The organism is Dellaglioa sp. CoH-55-MRSF-8 (genome assembly GCF_056782195.1).
The window spans coordinates 53,046-69,821 of sequence record NZ_JBXAYH010000002.1 but is presented as its reverse complement, the minus strand read 5'-3'; the positions used below and the strand labels follow the sequence as shown (position 1 = coordinate 69,821).

The 16,776-nt window shown below is 32.6% G+C and carries 17 protein-coding genes and 1 other annotated feature; of the genes, 3 read left to right on the top strand and 14 right to left on the bottom strand.

The annotated features are described in order from the left end of the window. Positions 1-154: 154 nt before the first annotated feature. The 7 genes from AC1RPW_RS02140 to hisS all read right to left on the bottom strand — a co-directional run bounded on the left by AC1RPW_RS02140 (position 155) and on the right by hisS (position 7,915). Positions 155-1,045, bottom strand: a complete 891-nt coding sequence (locus AC1RPW_RS02140) for a deoxyribonuclease IV (RefSeq protein ID WP_409022483.1) — start codon at positions 1,043-1,045, stop codon at positions 155-157. Between the two features lie 105 nt (positions 1,046-1,150). After that, the gene (locus tag AC1RPW_RS02135) at positions 1,151-1,960 is read right to left on the bottom strand and encodes an ABC transporter permease (RefSeq protein ID WP_409022482.1); all 810 of its coding nucleotides are present in this window, start codon (positions 1,958-1,960) and stop codon (positions 1,151-1,153) included. A gap of 18 nt (positions 1,961-1,978) precedes the next feature. Continuing rightward, positions 1,979-3,064: a CDP-glycerol glycerophosphotransferase family protein gene (locus AC1RPW_RS02130; RefSeq protein WP_481762179.1), complete on the bottom strand. Its 1,086-nt coding sequence runs from the start codon at positions 3,062-3,064 to the stop codon at positions 1,979-1,981. A 114-nt stretch (positions 3,065-3,178) separates the two neighbouring features. Beyond that, positions 3,179-4,054, bottom strand: coding sequence for a YitT family protein (locus AC1RPW_RS02125; RefSeq protein ID WP_409022480.1), 876 nt, complete (start codon positions 4,052-4,054; stop codon positions 3,179-3,181). Between the two features lie 149 nt (positions 4,055-4,203). Beyond that, positions 4,204-4,725, bottom strand: a complete 522-nt coding sequence (msrA, locus tag AC1RPW_RS02120; protein ID WP_409022479.1) for a peptide-methionine (S)-S-oxide reductase MsrA — start codon at positions 4,723-4,725, stop codon at positions 4,204-4,206. 110 nt (positions 4,726-4,835) lie between these two features. Then, positions 4,836-6,605 (bottom strand): aspartate--tRNA ligase, encoded by a 1,770-nt coding sequence (aspS, locus tag AC1RPW_RS02115; protein WP_481761360.1) that lies wholly within the window; start codon positions 6,603-6,605, stop codon positions 4,836-4,838. After that, on the bottom strand, positions 6,602-7,915 hold the full coding sequence (gene hisS / locus AC1RPW_RS02110; protein ID WP_481761361.1) for a histidine--tRNA ligase: 1,314 nt from the start codon (positions 7,913-7,915) through the stop codon (positions 6,602-6,604). The genes aspS and hisS overlap by 4 nt, the downstream gene beginning before the upstream one ends. A 55-nt stretch (positions 7,916-7,970) precedes the next feature. Then, positions 7,971-8,158 (bottom strand) — a binding site (T-box leader). Between the two features lie 149 nt (positions 8,159-8,307). Here hisS and AC1RPW_RS02105 point away from each other — a divergent pair. Continuing rightward, positions 8,308-9,165, top strand: a complete 858-nt coding sequence (locus tag AC1RPW_RS02105) for an N-acetylmuramoyl-L-alanine amidase family protein (RefSeq protein WP_481761362.1) — start codon at positions 8,308-8,310, stop codon at positions 9,163-9,165. 23 nt (positions 9,166-9,188) lie between these two features. Here AC1RPW_RS02105 and AC1RPW_RS02100 read toward each other — a convergent pair whose 3' ends face one another. From AC1RPW_RS02100 to AC1RPW_RS02070, 7 genes are all read right to left on the bottom strand, one after another. Then, positions 9,189-9,812, bottom strand: coding sequence for an HAD-IA family hydrolase (locus tag AC1RPW_RS02100; RefSeq protein ID WP_481761363.1), 624 nt, complete (start codon positions 9,810-9,812; stop codon positions 9,189-9,191). Positions 9,813-9,875: 63 nt separating this feature from the next. Then, on the bottom strand, positions 9,876-10,322 hold the full coding sequence (gene dtd, locus AC1RPW_RS02095; RefSeq protein WP_481761364.1) for a D-aminoacyl-tRNA deacylase: 447 nt from the start codon (positions 10,320-10,322) through the stop codon (positions 9,876-9,878). A 24-nt stretch (positions 10,323-10,346) separates the two neighbouring features. Beyond that, entirely contained in the window at positions 10,347-12,575 is a 2,229-nt protein-coding gene (locus AC1RPW_RS02090) for a RelA/SpoT family protein (protein ID WP_409022473.1), read from the bottom strand. 85 nt (positions 12,576-12,660) lie between these two features. Then, positions 12,661-12,984, bottom strand: coding sequence for a hypothetical protein (locus AC1RPW_RS02085; protein ID WP_481762180.1), 324 nt, complete (start codon positions 12,982-12,984; stop codon positions 12,661-12,663). Between the two features lie 34 nt (positions 12,985-13,018). Next, positions 13,019-13,747 carry a 16S rRNA (uracil(1498)-N(3))-methyltransferase gene (locus AC1RPW_RS02080; RefSeq protein WP_481761366.1) on the bottom strand — a complete coding sequence of 243 codons (729 nt, stop codon included), beginning with the start codon at positions 13,745-13,747 and terminating at the stop codon, positions 13,019-13,021. A gap of 9 nt (positions 13,748-13,756) precedes the next feature. Beyond that, positions 13,757-14,704: a 50S ribosomal protein L11 methyltransferase gene (prmA, locus tag AC1RPW_RS02075; protein ID WP_481761367.1), complete on the bottom strand. Its 948-nt coding sequence runs from the start codon at positions 14,702-14,704 to the stop codon at positions 13,757-13,759. A 12-nt stretch (positions 14,705-14,716) separates the two neighbouring features. Continuing rightward, positions 14,717-15,205 (bottom strand): DUF3013 family protein, encoded by a 489-nt coding sequence (locus AC1RPW_RS02070; protein ID WP_481761368.1) that lies wholly within the window; start codon positions 15,203-15,205, stop codon positions 14,717-14,719. A gap of 172 nt (positions 15,206-15,377) precedes the next feature. On the opposite strand from AC1RPW_RS02070, the gene AC1RPW_RS02065 reads away from it, so the two are divergent. Both AC1RPW_RS02065 and AC1RPW_RS02060 read left to right on the top strand, forming a co-directional pair. Continuing rightward, positions 15,378-16,337 (top strand): nucleoside hydrolase, encoded by a 960-nt coding sequence (locus tag AC1RPW_RS02065; protein ID WP_481761369.1) that lies wholly within the window; start codon positions 15,378-15,380, stop codon positions 16,335-16,337. Positions 16,338-16,397: 60 nt separating this feature from the next. Further along, positions 16,398-16,721, top strand: a complete 324-nt coding sequence (locus AC1RPW_RS02060; protein WP_481761370.1) for a hypothetical protein — start codon at positions 16,398-16,400, stop codon at positions 16,719-16,721. The last annotated feature ends 55 nt before the right edge of the window (positions 16,722-16,776 follow it).

Sequence of the window (16,776 nt, the reverse complement as noted above, 5' to 3'; positions counted from 1 at the left end):
ATTAAGTTGCATCGTCGAACTGTCCTTGTTCATTATAACTAAAGTCTTTATCGCCGTCAATAAATCTTTTATAAAATATTTGAGATAATACAAAAAATATACTTTTTTTTAACAAATTAAGCATAAATCAATTGATCTAAATCAATAAACAGCTTTAATTTAACCCAAGTTCCGTTAATAGATTAGGATTAAAGGTATTTTCTTTAAACATCAAAATTTCTTTTTGATATGGTGATTGTTGATTTTTTTTATCTACACCTACATATGGTGTTTCTAATATTTTAGGTACCTTACTAAATCTTTCGTCATGTACAATACTATTTAATGCATCAAACCCAATTTCACCAAAGCCAATATTAGCATGTCTATCTTTATGACTTCCTTGAACATTTTTTGAATCGTTAATATGAAAGACTTTCAATCGATCAATTCCAATAATATCATCAAACTTTTCTATAACAGATTCAAAGTCATCTTTAATATTATATCCAGCATCACTAGTATGACATGTATCAAACGTAACAGATAATTTATCATTCAACTTCACACCATCAATCATTTGTGCAATCTGTTCAAATGTTCGTCCAACCTCTGTACCCTTGCCCGCCATTGTTTCAATAGCAATTTGAATTTTTTGGTCTGAAGTCAAAACTTCGTTTAATCCTTCAATGATATGTTTAATTGCAGCTTCATCTCCCGCACCTACATGAGCACCAGGATGGAGAGTCATTTGAGTAGCACCTAATGCTTCGGCCCTATCTATTTCAGCTTTCAAAAAATTGATTGCAAATGTAAAATTCTCTGGTTTAACTGTATTTCCTAAATTGATAATATAAGGGGCATGAACAACTATATCACTTAATCCATGTTCCACCATAAAGGCTTTACCTTTTGGAATATTCATCTCTGAAATATCTTTTCGCCTTGTATTTTGAGGTGCTCCCGTATAAATCATAAATGTACTTGCTCCATTATTCGAAGCCTCTTCGGCGGAACCAAGTAACATATCTTTTCCCTTCATACTAACATGTGATCCTATCAACATTATCCTTACCCCTTTTCGCATTTTAACTTGATTGTATTATAACATTGATTATAAAAAAAGATTTAGAATACTCACCTGACAGGAAGTTTTCTAAATCTTTTATATTTAAATTAAATCAACAAAATGAGCTCTAAATTTATAGTGTAAATGTGATCCTATTAAGAGGAACATTAATGTGATTGACCAAAATAGTAATAGTTGTGTTGGATTATTAAAAAACCAACCTTCGCTCAAGAAAGTTTCTCTAAACCCTGCGACTAAATAGTTAAACGGATTTATTTGTAGAATTCTAACAAAAACTTTAGGAAAACTACCAGAATTTAAATTGAATAAAATACCTGACATGTAAAATAAAACCCTCATAATCGATTGGAGTGCTATATAGTAATCACGAGCTAAAATTGAGATGGTTGAATTAAAAATACCGAAAGCAAATAAAAATGCAATCATACAGATAAAATAATAAATGTACTGTAACCAATACAAAGTGGGCGTTACACCTGATAATAATAAAACAATAATACTAAAACCGAACATAACCCAATACGCAGTCATTTGACTGACCATACGAATTGTTGGTAGTACGCTAACTGGAAATTTCATTTTAGCAACTAATCCAACTTTTTCATAAACACTACGAGACATACCAAGTACACTAGAATTCATAAACAACCATGGGGCGATACCCACCATCATCCAAGCAAAATAATTAACCCCATCTATCTGTTGTCCAGCGTGCAAGGCAACACCGAAAACAAGATAGTAAATACCAATTTGAATCATTGGGTTTAAAAACTCCCATGCAATTCCTAAATAATGACTTTGGTAACTTGCTCGATCTTCATATTTTGAAACTCGAAATATAATTGGTAAATTTTCAAATTGTTCTTTTATAATTGAAATAACTTTTTTCAATGTATTGACGCTCCTTATTTAAGTAAAATAATAATCTAGAACACGCTCTGTCGCATGCCCATCATTAGATGTATTCCATAATAAATTAAATGTTGCTAATTGTCTATCACTATTTTTGAATTCTTTATAAGTAGCAACTAGTTCACTCATTGTTTGCACAATCGGTCCTGGTACCCAGTTATTAAAATCCGATTGAATCCCAATACTACTTTCATAATTCTTTAAATCAAAACAATAGAATAAAACTCGTTCAGCGTTTGGCAATAAACTGAAATCAAAAATAACCGATGAATAATCTGTAATTAAACAATTTGTGATGACCAACAATTCTCCAGTTGTGTATTCATCCACCCATAAAATATCATTATTCTTAGATAATAATTTTTTAAAGGCAAGCTCTTTGTCCTTTAAATGCGGATGTAATTTAATAATTAACTTAGTTTCATCATTTAATAATTCTTGAATATTAGAAAAATCATCTGGTATTTCTAATATAACTTCCCCATTTATATCTTCTCTATATGTTGGTGCGTATAAAATGATTTTTTTCTTAATTAAGTCTGGGTGGCTACTAAAAATATTTTTTTTTGTTAATTTTATCCAATTGCTATCTTTAAATTTATCTGTAGCAGGGTATCCAAGTTCTAAAATGTGATTATCAGAAACATGATAACTTTTCTTAAATACTGACCCCATTTTAGCTGACGCTACAATAAAATCATCAAATTGATTATAGACAGATTGAAATCGTTTTTTATCTTCAGCTGATCGATCAGCTGTCTTAGGCTCATCCCAACCAAACGATTTAATTGCCCCATTTGCATGCCAAAGTTGAACAATTTTGGTTGTTTTTTTTGTATGCATTGTGGCTAAAAAAGCAAAATAATTATCGACAAAAATTAAGTTACTCTTAGAAATCAGAGGGATTAAATTTAATACGAAAGAAATATTTTCAGTAAATATTTTGGTTTCAATATTTAAGTCTTCGATATTCTTAATTTCTAACTTCATAGAAGGTCGATAAAAAATGATTAAATGTTGATTATTATCTAAACATCTTTGATTTAATTTCCGAATGAAGTCACTATTACCACCGAAACTCATTAAATAGCTGATATTAGTACTTTTTTTAGAGAAATTCAGTAACGAAAATAGTCTGATGAGAAATAAGTAGATTATCTTTTTAATTTGCATAACTTATTAATCCTTTAGTTTTATTTATAATGCTTGCTCATAAAAACGTCCCCATATCTGAACGTTTTCTGAGATACTAACAAATGCGACCGGGTCTGACTCTTCCATTGCATCATGTAATTCATTTTGTTCATATCTCGAAATAACGGTAATTAAAAGTGTCTTATCATCATGATGATAAGCACCCTCAACATCGTTAACAATTGTGATTCCACGACGCATATGATTTTGTATTGAATCAATCACACTCTTAGGACGACTCGTCACAATCATAACTTGCATTTTTTGTTGTCTTGTATAAACCATATCCATGACTCTAGCATTAACAAATAATCCCAATGCAGAATAAAAAGCATATGGCCAACCATAAATAAAACCGGCTGCTAGAACAATAAAAGCATTAAAAATAATATTAATAGTTCCAATACTTTTACCTGTTTTCTTTTTAATTGTTAAGCCAATAATATCTAATCCACCAGTTGAAATTCCATTTCTAAGCGCTAATCCAGTACCAAATCCATTAACAGCTCCACCAAATATCGCGCAAATAATAGGATCCGTTGTTAACGTTACTGGCGTAATTGCTTTGATCATAATACTTGAAAATACAACTGCTAGAAAAGTAAACACAGTAAAACGGTGACCAATTTTATTCCAAGCCAAAATGAACATTGGTACATTTAAAAGAAATAAGAGTAACGCAGTCGATATTTGAAATGGTGCATATCGACTAAGGAGGGTTGCTACTAATTGCGCTAACCCCGTAATACCAGAGGCATATATTTTTCCTGGTGTCCAAAAAAAGTTCATCGCAACCGAAACTAATATCGCATATATAAATGCTGTTGAAGCTTTGGCCGCGTATGAATGTTTCTTAAAAATTTGTTGCAGATCGTCCATGATCAAAAAACCTCACATTTCATTTTAACAAGTTACGAATATTATACCATTCATTACGGTCAGATACAGTTAGACATTTACTTATCAAGTAAATCTTAATCTATACAAAAAGAGTCTTTTCAAAATTCATTCGAAAAGACTCTTTTAACTTATTTAGATTTCCAGACAGATTGTTTAAATTGATTCCGTCCACCGTTTTCTTCCATAGCAAATCTTCTTGGATTCTTTTTATAAAACTCTTGATGATAATCCTCAGCAGCATAAAATGGACCTGCATCTTCTATAGTTGTAACAATTGGTTCTTTGAATCTATGACTATCAATCAATAGTTGTCTTGAAGTTTCCGCAATTTTTCTTTGCTCATCATTTAGTGTATAAATCACTGGGCGATATGAACTACCCCTATCTTGAAATTGCCCCATCGCATCAGTTGGATCTGTTTGTTGCCAATATATCTCAACAAGCTGAGCGTAATTAATTTTTTTAGGGTCAAATGTTATCTCAACTGCCTCAGTATGCCCCGTTGTTTCAGATACAACATCTTCATATGTTGGATTTTTAGTGTGTCCTCCTGTATATCCAGATACGACATTTAAAATTCCTGCTTGTTCTTCAAACGGTTCAACCATGCACCAAAAACAACCACCAGCGAATATTGCTTTTTCACTCATTATCATCATTCCCCCTCTTAATATATGATAATAATAAATCACTTAACATAATATTGATATTTTTATGCCTAAAAAAGACTAATGAGTTTAATCATTAGTCTTTTAAACGTCTATTTTAATTTATTTTCTTCAACTTTTAACGATAATTCATCTAATTGCTTACTTGCAACTAGACTAGGCGCATTCGTCAATGGCTCTGATGCTTTTGAATTTTTAGGGAACGCGATAACTTCGCGAATGTTATCTTTCTTTGCCAATAACATAGCAAATCTGTCTAACCCAATAGCCAATCCACCATGTGGTGGGAATCCATAATCAAGTGCATCTAGGAAAAATCCAAATTGTTCTTCCGCACTTTCTTTAGTAAATCCTAAAGCCTTAAACATTTTTTCTTGAATATCGCGTTTATGAATACGGATTGACCCACCACCCAATTCATAACCATTCAAAATAATATCATAACTTTGTGCATGTGCTTCATGTGGATTTTCATCAAGTAAATGAATATCTTCTTCATTTGGCATAGTAAAAGGATGATGCGCAGCAATAAATTTGTCAAAGTCTTCACTGTATTCAAATAATGGCCAATCAACAACCCAAAGGAAGGCGAATCTATTTTCATCAATCATATCCATCTCTTTGGCAATATCATTACGTAAGTAACCTAATGATGCACGAACAACACTTGCTTTGTCAGCAACAAACAAAATTAAATCTCCGACATTTGCACCAGCAGCTTCTTTAATTGCATCAACATGGTCATTTAAAAATTTAGCAATTGGGCCACTAAATCCTTCTTCAGTTACTTTTACCCAAGCTAACCCTTTAGCACCAAAACGTTCAATATAAGCCGTTTTAGCATCAATCGCTTTGCGTGAATACTTATCGGCACCACCAGGAATCGCAATAGCATTAACAAGTCCACCATTGTTTAAAGTATTAGTAAATACTTTAAAATCAATATCTTTAACTGCAGCAGACATATCTTTTAATTCCATATCAAATCTAATATCCGGTTTTTCAGAACCATATCTTGCCATTGATTCATTCCAAGTCATACGTTGTAATGGTAATTCGAGGTCAATATTTAAAGTATCTTTCATTACACGTTTTAATAAACCTTCTGTTAAATCTTGAATTTCTTCAGCAGACATAAATGATGTTTCTAAATCTATTTGCGTAAATTCAGGTTGACGGTCACCACGCAAATCTTCGTCTCTAAAACAACGAGCAATTTGGTAGTAACGATCAAATCCGGCATTCATCAATAATTGCTTAAATAATTGAGGTGATTGTGGTAATGCATAAAAATGCCCAGGATAGACACGGGAAGGTACAAGATAGTCACGAGCCCCTTCAGGTGTTGATTTTGTTAAATATGGTGTTTCAATATCAATAAAATTTTGATTATCTAAGTAGCTGTGAACAGATTGTGTAATACGGCTACGAATCATTAATGATTTTTGCATTTCAGGACGACGTAAGTCTAAATAACGATATTTTAATCTTGTATCATCTACAACATTAATATCATCTTGTATTTCAAATGGCGGTGTTTTTGCTTTATTCAAAATAACTGCATTATGAACTTCAACTTCAATCTTACCCGTTTTCATTCTTGGGTTGATTGCTTTAGCATCCCGTTGTGTCACTTTTCCTGCAACCTCAACAACAAATTCATTACGTAACTCTTCAGCAATCTTTAAAGCTTCGGAATCAAATTCTTGACTAAAAACCAGTTGAACAATGCCCTCACGATCACGTAAATCAATAAAAATTAAATTTCCTAAATCGCGTCTTTTTTGTACCCATCCCTTTAATGTAACTGTTTGACCAATAAAAGTTTCATCAACTAAACCATTGTATGTTGTTCTTTTCATTCTCCATCAGCCTCCATTTCTAATTTTAATGCCTTTTCATATACTTTCGAAAAATCAGTATATACATCTTCTAATTTTAATATAATTTCTTGACTTGTTTTCATATTTTTAAAATTCAAAGTTTGTGTTTCTAGTTCGCTCTCACCTAAAGTCATAACAAAATGAGCATTCATACGATTAGCAGATTTAAATTGACCTTTTGGTTTACGATTTAAATAATCTCTTTCAATTGAATAACCTGCCTTACGCATTGATTGCACGAGTTTTAGTGTTTCAGTATTCGTTTCTTCACCAATACCAACAACATAAACATCTAAACTTTGTTCAACGGGTAATTTTGCATCTTCAGCTTCAAGAACTAATAATAATCTTTCAATCCCCAAGCCAAAACCAATCCCTGGTGTTTCAGGACCACCTAATTGCTCAACAAGGCCATTATATCGTCCACCAGCACAAATGGTCGTAAATTTCCCACCAAATGCTTTTGAATCAGACATAATTTCGAAAATGGTATGGTTATAATAATCAAGTCCACGAACCATTGTTGAATCAACTTCATATGGAATTTCCAATGCATCAAGTAACACTTTTACTTGGTTAAAATGAGCCTGTGACTCTTCACTAAGGTAATCTAGAATTGATGGTGCATTTTTAACAATTTCTTGATCACCTTTATCTTTACTATCCAAAACGCGTAGTGGATTTTTTTCTAAACGTGCTTTTGAATCATCACTTAATTGATCAGCGAAGGGACGTAAATATGCAACTAATGCGTCACGATAATTATCACGACTATCATTATCTCCCAAAGTATTAATAGCTAATTTTAAATTTGTTAATCCAAATTTTGATAAGAAATCAATTGCCATTGCCATAACTTCAACATCAAGTGTTGGATTATCAACCCCAAAGGCTTCAACTCCAATTTGATGAAATTGACGTAAGCGTCCAGATTGAGGTCTTTCATAACGAAACATTGGTCCAATATAATACGTTTTAAATGGCTTTTGAATTTCTGGGCCATAAAGTTTATTTTCAACATACGCTCTAACAACTCCAGCTGTTCCTTCAGGACGAAGTGTTATATGGCGGTCACCTTTATCTTTAAAATCATACATTTCTTTAGTTACAATATCAGAAGTATCACCTGAAGTTCTTGAAAAAACCTCAAAATGTTCAAAAAGTGGTGTTCTAATTTCATCATATTGGTAACTTGAGAATATATTTCTAGCGGTTTCTTCAATATATTGCCATTTTTTTGAATCTGCTGGGATTATATCTGCTGTTCCTTTGGGACGTTGAAATTTCATTATAAATCCTCCTATTTGTGGCATTATATACAAAAAAGCACCCTCATCTAAATACGACAAGGGTGCTTTTGCACGGTACCACCTTAATTTTTTACTAATAGCTTAACGCAACTTAAACGACATGTGATTTAACCACACGCACCTCAAAAGTGTCTTTCGGTTAGCAAAAATGGTGAATATTTCAGCAAATTATTCACTCTCTATACAATTTAACTAACCTAATTTCTTTTTCATCGGTTTTAATATTTTATTAATTATAAAGTTACTCGAGTAACTCTCTAAAGTCAAGTACAGCTTAACTTACAATATTATTAAATTTGATTCTTACTATTGAACAAATATTTGGTATACTAATATTTAGATTCAATATCTATAGTTAAAGGAGTACATAAATGTCAACAAATAGAAAACATGGATTCAGCATAAACTGGCCAAGAGTCATTTTATTAATCATCATTTTTTGTACCCTATGTTTAGGTATTGTAAAAACGACAACTTATTTAAAAGAAACCGTTGTTACATCTGACAATATTAATGTACGTACCGGACCAAGTACGTCAAATAAAGTGTTAGACACTCTTAAGAAAGGTGAGCGTATTACAATTATTCGAGAAAAAAATAATTGGTCATACGTAAGTTTGCCAAATACTAAAAAAGGTTGGGTAGCAAACTGGATTCTTTCTAAAAAAAATGCCAAAGTGACTAAATTATCTGAAGCAACGATTGTTTTAGATCCCGGACATGGCGGTAACGATTCAGGTGCACTTTCAATCAAAGATAAACAAGAAAAAATCTACACGCTTCAAATTGTAAAAAAAGTAGCTTATCTTCTTAAGAAACGTGGCGCCAATGTGATTTTAACACGAGACTCTGATTCGTATGTAGATTTAGCCCCACGCGCTAAACTTGCAGAATCAAATAATGCAGATGCATTTATTAGTTTCCATTTTGATTCATCGCCTAATGATGATGAAGCAACTGGTTTAACAAGTTACTACTATAATAAGACAGCTGATTTAGCACTTGCAAATTCAATAAATGCCGAATTAAACGATACCGGTCTTGATAATCGTGGAACGGAATTTGGCGATTTTCTTGTTCTAAGAGATAATACACAACCATCCGTCTTACTAGAATTAGGGTACATTAATACAAAATATGACTTTAAGTTAATCCAAAGTAGCAGCTTTCAAGAAAAAACAGCAAAATCAGTCGTTGAAGGTTTAACAAATTATATCCAAAATAAATAAGACAATGCTTAACTATCATTGTCTTATTTTTGTATTAAATCAATTAATTTCAATACACGCTTATCTGGTTTTTCAACTGTTGAAATCATTTGATCAAAATCAAATAAATATCCCTTCATACCTGCATTATGCCCTGCAGCAATATCCAACTCCCGATCACCAATCATTGCTGCTTTCTGGTAATCAACTGCATTTTTTTCTGCAAGATAATTAAGTGACGCTGGATTAGGTTTCCTTGGAAATTTTTGATCTGAAGTAACAAAATCTGAAAACAAATGAATAATATTTGTTTCCCTAAGCATATCAATTGCGCTTTGATCCCTATGGGTTAATAAAAAGTTTTGTCCACCATTATCAACCACCCATTTACAAACTTCTTTTGCACCAGGAAATAATTTTGCATTTTTTTGACTCTGTCTTTCTAAATCATCATAGCTTACCCTCAATTGTTCAACATCTAAATTCAAATTTGTTTCTTGATAAATTTGAATTGCTTGTCTAACAGATTTTTCTCGCATAATTTTATAAATTTCTGTTCTAGTCGCAATTACATTTTGTAAACGTAACGCTTCTTGAAATGCCTTAACCATCTCAGGATAAGTATCAAAAAGCGTCCCATCAAAGTCCCAAAAATAATTATTTATCATTTTATACCCTCCAAATATTCTTTACACCAAAAAGATGTATTAGAGTTGATTCTAATACATCCTTTATTTTTTCTCTGTATCAAAAATAATTGTTACTGGTCCATCATTTATAAGTTCAACATCCATATCTGCTCCAAATTGACCTGGTTTAACAATAGTTACTATTTCAGCCAATTTTTGATTAAATTCATCATAATGTTCCTCAGCTAAATTAGGTTCTTCAGAATCTGTAAAGCTTGGTCTATTCCCTTTTTTTGTTGACGCGTACAAAGTAAATTGTGAAACAGATAGAATTTCTCCATTTATTTCTTGAATACTTAAATTCATTTTTCCCATATCATCTTCAAATAATCTGGAATTAGAGATTTTTTTTACCATATAATCTATCTCAGTAGATGTATCACCCGTCTTAAATCCCACCAATAAAAGATATCCTACATTAATCTGATTTAATACCTGACCATTTACCGAAACACTAGCCTTTTTAACACGTTGAACAACAATTTTCACTTCTTTAGTACCTCCATTAGAAAATTAATGAATTTTCCTTTTAACAGCATAAACGTCTTCAACACTTTTCAAAGTTTCCATAATTCTTTCTAATTGAACAATATCTTTTACGCCAACTGAAACATCCATTGTCGCAATTTTATTATTATCAACACGGCCATTAACTGAGCTTAATTGCTTAGTTGTATTATTCAATGATTGTAAAATATCATTCAAAAGTCCAGAACGATTGTACCCTTGGATTTCCAAATCAGATTGATAATTAGATTTATCATCCATGGTTTTATCCCATTTAACACTAATAATTCTTTCCCCGGACTCTTCAGCTTTAATAACATTAGGACATTCAGTTCTATGAACTGAAACACCACGCCCCTTTGTAATATAACCAATAATGTCATCTCCTGGAATAGGATTACAGCAATGACTTAATCGAACAAGTAAGTTATCGACGCCATCAATTACAACACCACCATCATGGCTACTTTTACGATTTTTTTCAGATACGTCTGGTTTTTTCATTTCTTTATGTTCTTCAAGGATTGCCTTCTGCTCATTAACTTGTCGAACTTCTTCTTCTTTAGAGCGAATATCTTCCGTTAAAGCATTGGCGACACCTAACGTTGCTACCTCTCCAAATCCAATTGCAGCATACAAGTCATCTGATTCAGACAATTGTCTTTTATCCAAAAGCTGTTTCATATTTTCTTTTGTAATGACTTTTTTAGGATCAAATCCTAAATCAATTAATTGCATCGTCAATAAATCTTCACCTTTAGCTGCATTAGCAACACGATCTTGTAGTTTGAAGAAGTGTTTAATTTTATTTCTAGCTTTATTTGTATGCACCAAATTAACCCAATCACGGCTTGGTCCTATTGAACTTTTACTAGTTAAGATATCAACAATGTCTCCATTTTTGACTTGATAATCTAATGGCACAATCTTTCCGTTAACTTTTGCACCCGTTGTATGATGTCCAATTTCAGTATGAATACTGTAGGCCATATCAAGTGGTCCTGCACCTTTGGGTAATTCAAAAACATCACCTTTAGGTGTGAATACATAAACGCGGTCACCAAAGATATCGCCTTTAACACTTTCCATAAAAGCAGAAGCATCATCAGTCTCATCTTGTAATTCAATAATTTCTTTAAACCAATTTAATTTTGTACCCGCGTCATCTTGCTGAACTTTCTCTTTCACACCTTCTTTGTAAGCCCAATGTGCTGCTACACCAAATTCAGCTATTTCATGCATCTCTTTTGTTCTAATTTGAACTTCAAAAGGACGTCCCTCTGGTCCGACAACAGTCGTATGCAGAGACTGGTACAAGTTAGCCTTTGGAATCGCAATATAGTCTTTAAATCTTCCAGGCATTGGTTTCCATCTAGAATGTATTGCCCCAAGTACCGCATAACAATCTTTAATTGATCCAACAATTACTCTAACAGCTAGGAGGTCATAAATTTGAGAGAATTGTTTATGTTGGTCTTTCATCTTTTTATAGACAGAATACAAATGCTTTGGTCGCCCATAAATTTCGCTTGAAACTTTTAAATCACTAATGGAAACTTTTATTTCTTCAATAGCTCCAGAAATATAAGCCTCACGTTCTTCACGTTTAGAATTCATCAAATGAACAATTCGATAGTATTGTTGGGGGTTCAGATAACGTAATGAACTATCTTCTAATTCCCACTTAATCGTACTAATACCTAAACGGTCTGCCAATGGTGCATATATTTCTAACGTTTCATTTGCAATTCGTCGTTGCTTATCTGGACGTAAGTGTTTTAACGTCCGCATATTATGTAACCTATCTGCTAATTTCACAATAATAACACGTAAATCTTTAGACATCGCTAACAATAATTTACGATGATTTTCAGCTAATTGCTCTTGATGAGATTTATATTGAATTTGACCTAATTTTGTTACACCATCGACAATTACTTGCACATCTTTACCAAAAAGTTCGCCTACATCACCTAAAGTAACTGGTGTGTCTTCAACAACATCATGTAAAAATCCTGCACTAACAGTCTCCGGATCCATTTTTAATTCTGCAAGAATACCAGCAACTTGTATTGGGTGCATTATATATGGTTCGCCAGACTTACGATATTGATTCTTATGAACATAGGTAGCAAAATCACATGCTTTTTGTACAAATGCAACATGTTCTTCATTCATATAGCTTTCAACGATTTCCAAAACGTCTCTAGCACTCCACATTTCTTCTTTTGTCATATCTACACACCTCTTTTTATATAAAATAAAAATACGCGATTCCATAATGCAGTCCGCGTACTCATGTATTCATAAAGTATTTGTATTATTTTTTTGAAATTCCCCATGTTAATAATGATAAACAAAGATAAATAATTGCAAAAAAGATAGTGATACTTTGAAATAAATGGCACAACACACCTATTGCAAAAATAACTGGAAAGAAAAAGTTAAAAATCAAACTATGATCATTTCTACCAATAATAACACCAATAATGATAGAAAAAATGACATTTACTATAAATAAAGAAACACCAATTTTTATAACATCGTTTGCATTAACTAAGGTCAGTACCATCGGGACCACAATTCCGATGGCAATACTTACCGTTAAGTACCATGCAGCTGTTATGCTTAGAAAATTTTTCAAAAATATTTCCTCATTTCGTTTTCTCATGCCTTACTTAACTTAATTCACTAACAAATGAAAGGCTCGCTAATAAGTATAACGGAGCAGTCTCTGCACGTAAAATTCTAGGTCCTAAGCCTACCTTTTGATAACCAGCTGTAGCTAACTTATCAATTTCTGATTTTGAAATACCACCCTCTGAACCAAATACCGCAATCATATTTTGATTAGGTTCAATCAAATCAAATGATTTTTTTAGTTGGCTAACCTCACCTTGTTTAGCAGATTCTTCATATGCAACAATCTGAATATCATAAGATTGTTGAAATATCTCATCAATTTTTTTAGCGTATGAAATCGTTGGAATTTTAGTTCGATGTGCTTGTTCTGCAGCACCCTTAGCAATTTTTTTTAAACGTTCAATTTTTTTAGCCTGCTTTTTTTGATCCCATTTTGCAATAGAAAAATCACTATTAAAAAATATAAAATGGGCAGCCCCCATTTCTGTACCTTTTTGTACAATCCAGTCTGCCTTATCTTTTTTTGAAAGAGCCGACGCAATTGTTACTTCTACTGGCAACTCAACTAATGTTTCTACTGTCTTTTGATAATCAAAAGTAGCTGAACTTTCAGTAACCTGTTTCATCTTTGCAACAACAACCTCTGTTGATTGCTTAACGAGTTCAACTTGATCACCAACAGCCAAACGCATAACTTTAATTGCATGATGAAAATCCTCATCTGTTAAAATTAACTCATCAGATTTCAAAAAATATCTCTGCATCTTTACTACCTAACCTTCCAAATCCATTTTAACTGCAATAATTGAGAACCAGTCACCCATATTTAAAATCTGTTGTATTTCAAATCCACCAGTTACCAGTGACTCCTTGATTAAATCGACTTTATCTGCAATAATCCCAGATGTCACAAAATGGCCACCTGGATTTAAATTTCTTCTAGCTTGCGGAATTAACGGTACAATAATTTCGGACAAAATATTAGCCACAATTAAATCAACCTTATTATCAATACCATTTAGTAAATCATTAGCTGCTACATGTATCTGATTTGCAATTGGATTTAAGTTGAAATTTAATACGGCAGCATCTACTGCAATATCGTCCAAATCATACGCATCAATATGACCAACACCAAGATGTTTTGCAGCAATACTTAAAACACCTGAACCTGTTCCAACATCAATCATAGATTCATTTCCACGTATTACTTGCTCTAGTGCTACCAAAGCTAGCCGGGTTGTGGGATGTGTTCCTGTACCGAATGCTTTACCAGGGTCTAAACGTATCACTTTTTCATCAGGTTGGACCACCTGATATTTCTCCCAACTTGGTACTATTGTTAGGAATCGGGTAACTCTAACCGGATGGTAGTATTGTTGCCATTCCAATCCCCAACCTTGGTCATCCACTTCATTCAATTCAATCAGACCACGTCCCGGATTAAGTCCAAAATCAGCTAATTGATTAACCCTACTCTGTATAGTTGGCAATATTTCAGGAATAAAAATAGTTTCAGGGAAAAAGGCAGAAATCTTTGCTCCATCATTTTGGTGCTCAACTGATGTAAAATCGTTCCCGTCTAAATTATCCTGCATTAATTTTTCAAAATCTTTTGAATCATCAATTTGGACACCTTCAGCACCACTTTCAATTAAAATATTAGAAACCGCTTCTACAGCTTCACTACTTGTTGAGATACTTACTTCTGTCCATTTCAAATTGAAATCCTCCTAAAATTTTGGATAAATTAATCGCATACTTTTTTCTGTACTTTGTGCTTTTTGAATTTTTTCAAAATCGCTAGCTGACCAACTTAGTTCAAAGAATTCAGCATCATCATCATTCAAAAAATCTAACAAATCACTTTGACCATTGTCTAGTACAATTTGTAAATAGTTAATAAATGCTGCTGCCTCTGAGCGTTCCCAACCCGATTTCCCTTGAAAGGGTAATGTTGTTAAATACTCTTTTTCAACTTCCTTTGAGTCAAAACGTTCTTCATCATAGAGTAATATAGCATCCCCAAATGAAATAATGGGTAATTCTGAGTTAACACCTTCAATATCAAGAATTGCTTGTTGTGACTTATTCTCAGCATAAAATGTGAGATCTACTGTAAATGTATGATCCTTTTTCTGCCAATCTAATACAATATCACCATCAAAATCAATTTTTGGTAATTCCTTCTTTAAATAATCAAACAATGTTTCTTGTGCCATACTATCACCTCATATTTTAAATAAATTTAAATTACATCAAATTTTGTTTAGTTCTCAAAGTTTATTATAAAGCATTGCATTCATTCATGCATTAATTAAAGAGGAAAACGATAACAATTTATCGCTTTTTTTGGTAAACTAAGGTTATTAAAATATTGGGGAGGTTTTATTTATGGGAAGAAAGAAAATGATTTTGGATTTAGACACTGGTATTGACGATGCATTGGCTATTGCCTATGCTCTCGCTAGTACCGAAATTGATTTAATTGGTATTGTAGGTTCTTACGGTAACCTGCAAATGCTAGCTGGTGTTCAAAACAGTTTGAACTTACTTAATTTATTAGGTGAATCAAATATTCCAGTTTATCTCGGTGAGAAACATTCAATCACGACTCAATCTTTTGATACTTTAGAAATAAGCCAAGAAATACATGGTATGAACGGTTTAGGTGACATAAAAATCCCTAAATCAAGCCAACCATACGCCTCAGAATCTGGAATCGATTTTATTATCGATTCTGCACATGAATTTCAATCAGATTTAATTATTGTGCCTACTGGTCCATTAACGAACTTATCATTAGCCATAAAAAAAGATCCTAAAATTGAAACATTAATTGGTAAAGTCGTTTTAATGGGTGGTGCTTTAACAATCCCTGGAAATGTAACTGCCGTTGCTGAAGCAAATATTAATCAAGATCCAGAAGCCGCAAATGAAGTATTCCAAAGTAAATTGCCTATTACAATGGTAGGTCTAGACGTAACACTTAAAACACTTTTAACAAAAAAAGAAACAGAGCTATGGCGTGAAATTGACAGTCCATCAAGTCGAGCTTTCGCCGATATTGTTGATTACTATATTAACGCCTATGCAAACCTAAAAACAAATTTAGACGGCTGTGCTTTGCATGACCCCTTAGCTGTTGCCGTTGCTATAGATGCATCTTTAGTCACTACTTTACCTATCAATATGAAAGTTGACACAGAAGCGCCTTTTTCTGGACGTACAATCGGTGACGAGACACGCCTAAATTCAAATCAAGCAACAACGGTTGTCGCTGTTGCCGTTGAAACCGAAAGATTCTTATCGACTTTTATGACACGTTTATCAACTTTATTTTCAAAAAATTAAATTTAACGGAGTTTACTTATGCAATATCTCGGTCCATTCATTCTTTCCATTTGGTTTATTATGACCACTATTATTTATATTTCTACATTTACGAAAAAAAAACGTCGAAAATTTTCATATAAGTCACTTTTTTTTGGCTCGTTAGCCTGGGAAAAAAATAGTCGTAACTGGCTATTGATACTGGGACTTTTTTCGCTTATTAGTTTAAATCCTATTACAGATACATTTATCTTTTTGATGATACTTGGTGGTTACATTGCTGTTACCTCATGTTTAAACTTATTCTTACATCATGGTAATCGCCGTCAAACTATTCTAATCATTATTCTTTCCTTCTTTTTAATTTTAGCAGCATTCTATCCTTTATTATCAAATTTTAAATAAGTAAAGATAGTTGCTTTAAATTAACTCAAAGACGATAATGTAAGCGTTAACTGTA

Excerpts from the sequence above, each read along its gene's own strand:
- AC1RPW_RS02140 (WP_409022483.1), bottom strand. The coding sequence starts at position 1,045 with ATGTTGATAGGATCACATGTTAGTATGAAGGGAAAAGATATGTTACTT.
- AC1RPW_RS02060 (WP_481761370.1), top strand. The coding sequence starts at position 16,398 with ATGACCACTATTATTTATATTTCTACATTTACGAAAAAAAAACGTCGA.
- AC1RPW_RS02090 (WP_409022473.1), bottom strand. The coding sequence starts at position 12,575 with ATGACAAAAGAAGAAATGTGGAGTGCTAGAGACGTTTTGGAAATCGTT.
- AC1RPW_RS02070 (WP_481761368.1), bottom strand. The coding sequence starts at position 15,205 with ATGGCACAAGAAACATTGTTTGATTATTTAAAGAAGGAATTACCAAAA.
- AC1RPW_RS02100 (WP_481761363.1), bottom strand. The coding sequence starts at position 9,812 with ATGATAAATAATTATTTTTGGGACTTTGATGGGACGCTTTTTGATACT.
- hisS (WP_481761361.1), bottom strand. The coding sequence starts at position 7,915 with ATGAAATTTCAACGTCCCAAAGGAACAGCAGATATAATCCCAGCAGAT.
- AC1RPW_RS02080 (WP_481761366.1), bottom strand. The coding sequence starts at position 13,747 with ATGCAGAGATATTTTTTGAAATCTGATGAGTTAATTTTAACAGATGAG.
- AC1RPW_RS02130 (WP_481762179.1), bottom strand. The coding sequence starts at position 3,064 with ATGAGTTTCGGTGGTAATAGTGACTTCATTCGGAAATTAAATCAAAGA.
- AC1RPW_RS02125 (WP_409022480.1), bottom strand. The coding sequence starts at position 4,054 with ATGGACGATCTGCAACAAATTTTTAAGAAACATTCATACGCGGCCAAA.
- msrA (WP_409022479.1), bottom strand. The coding sequence starts at position 4,725 with ATGAGTGAAAAAGCAATATTCGCTGGTGGTTGTTTTTGGTGCATGGTT.
- aspS (WP_481761360.1), bottom strand. The coding sequence starts at position 6,605 with ATGAAAAGAACAACATACAATGGTTTAGTTGATGAAACTTTTATTGGT.
- AC1RPW_RS02065 (WP_481761369.1), top strand. The coding sequence starts at position 15,378 with ATGGGAAGAAAGAAAATGATTTTGGATTTAGACACTGGTATTGACGAT.
- AC1RPW_RS02105 (WP_481761362.1), top strand. The coding sequence starts at position 8,308 with ATGTCAACAAATAGAAAACATGGATTCAGCATAAACTGGCCAAGAGTC.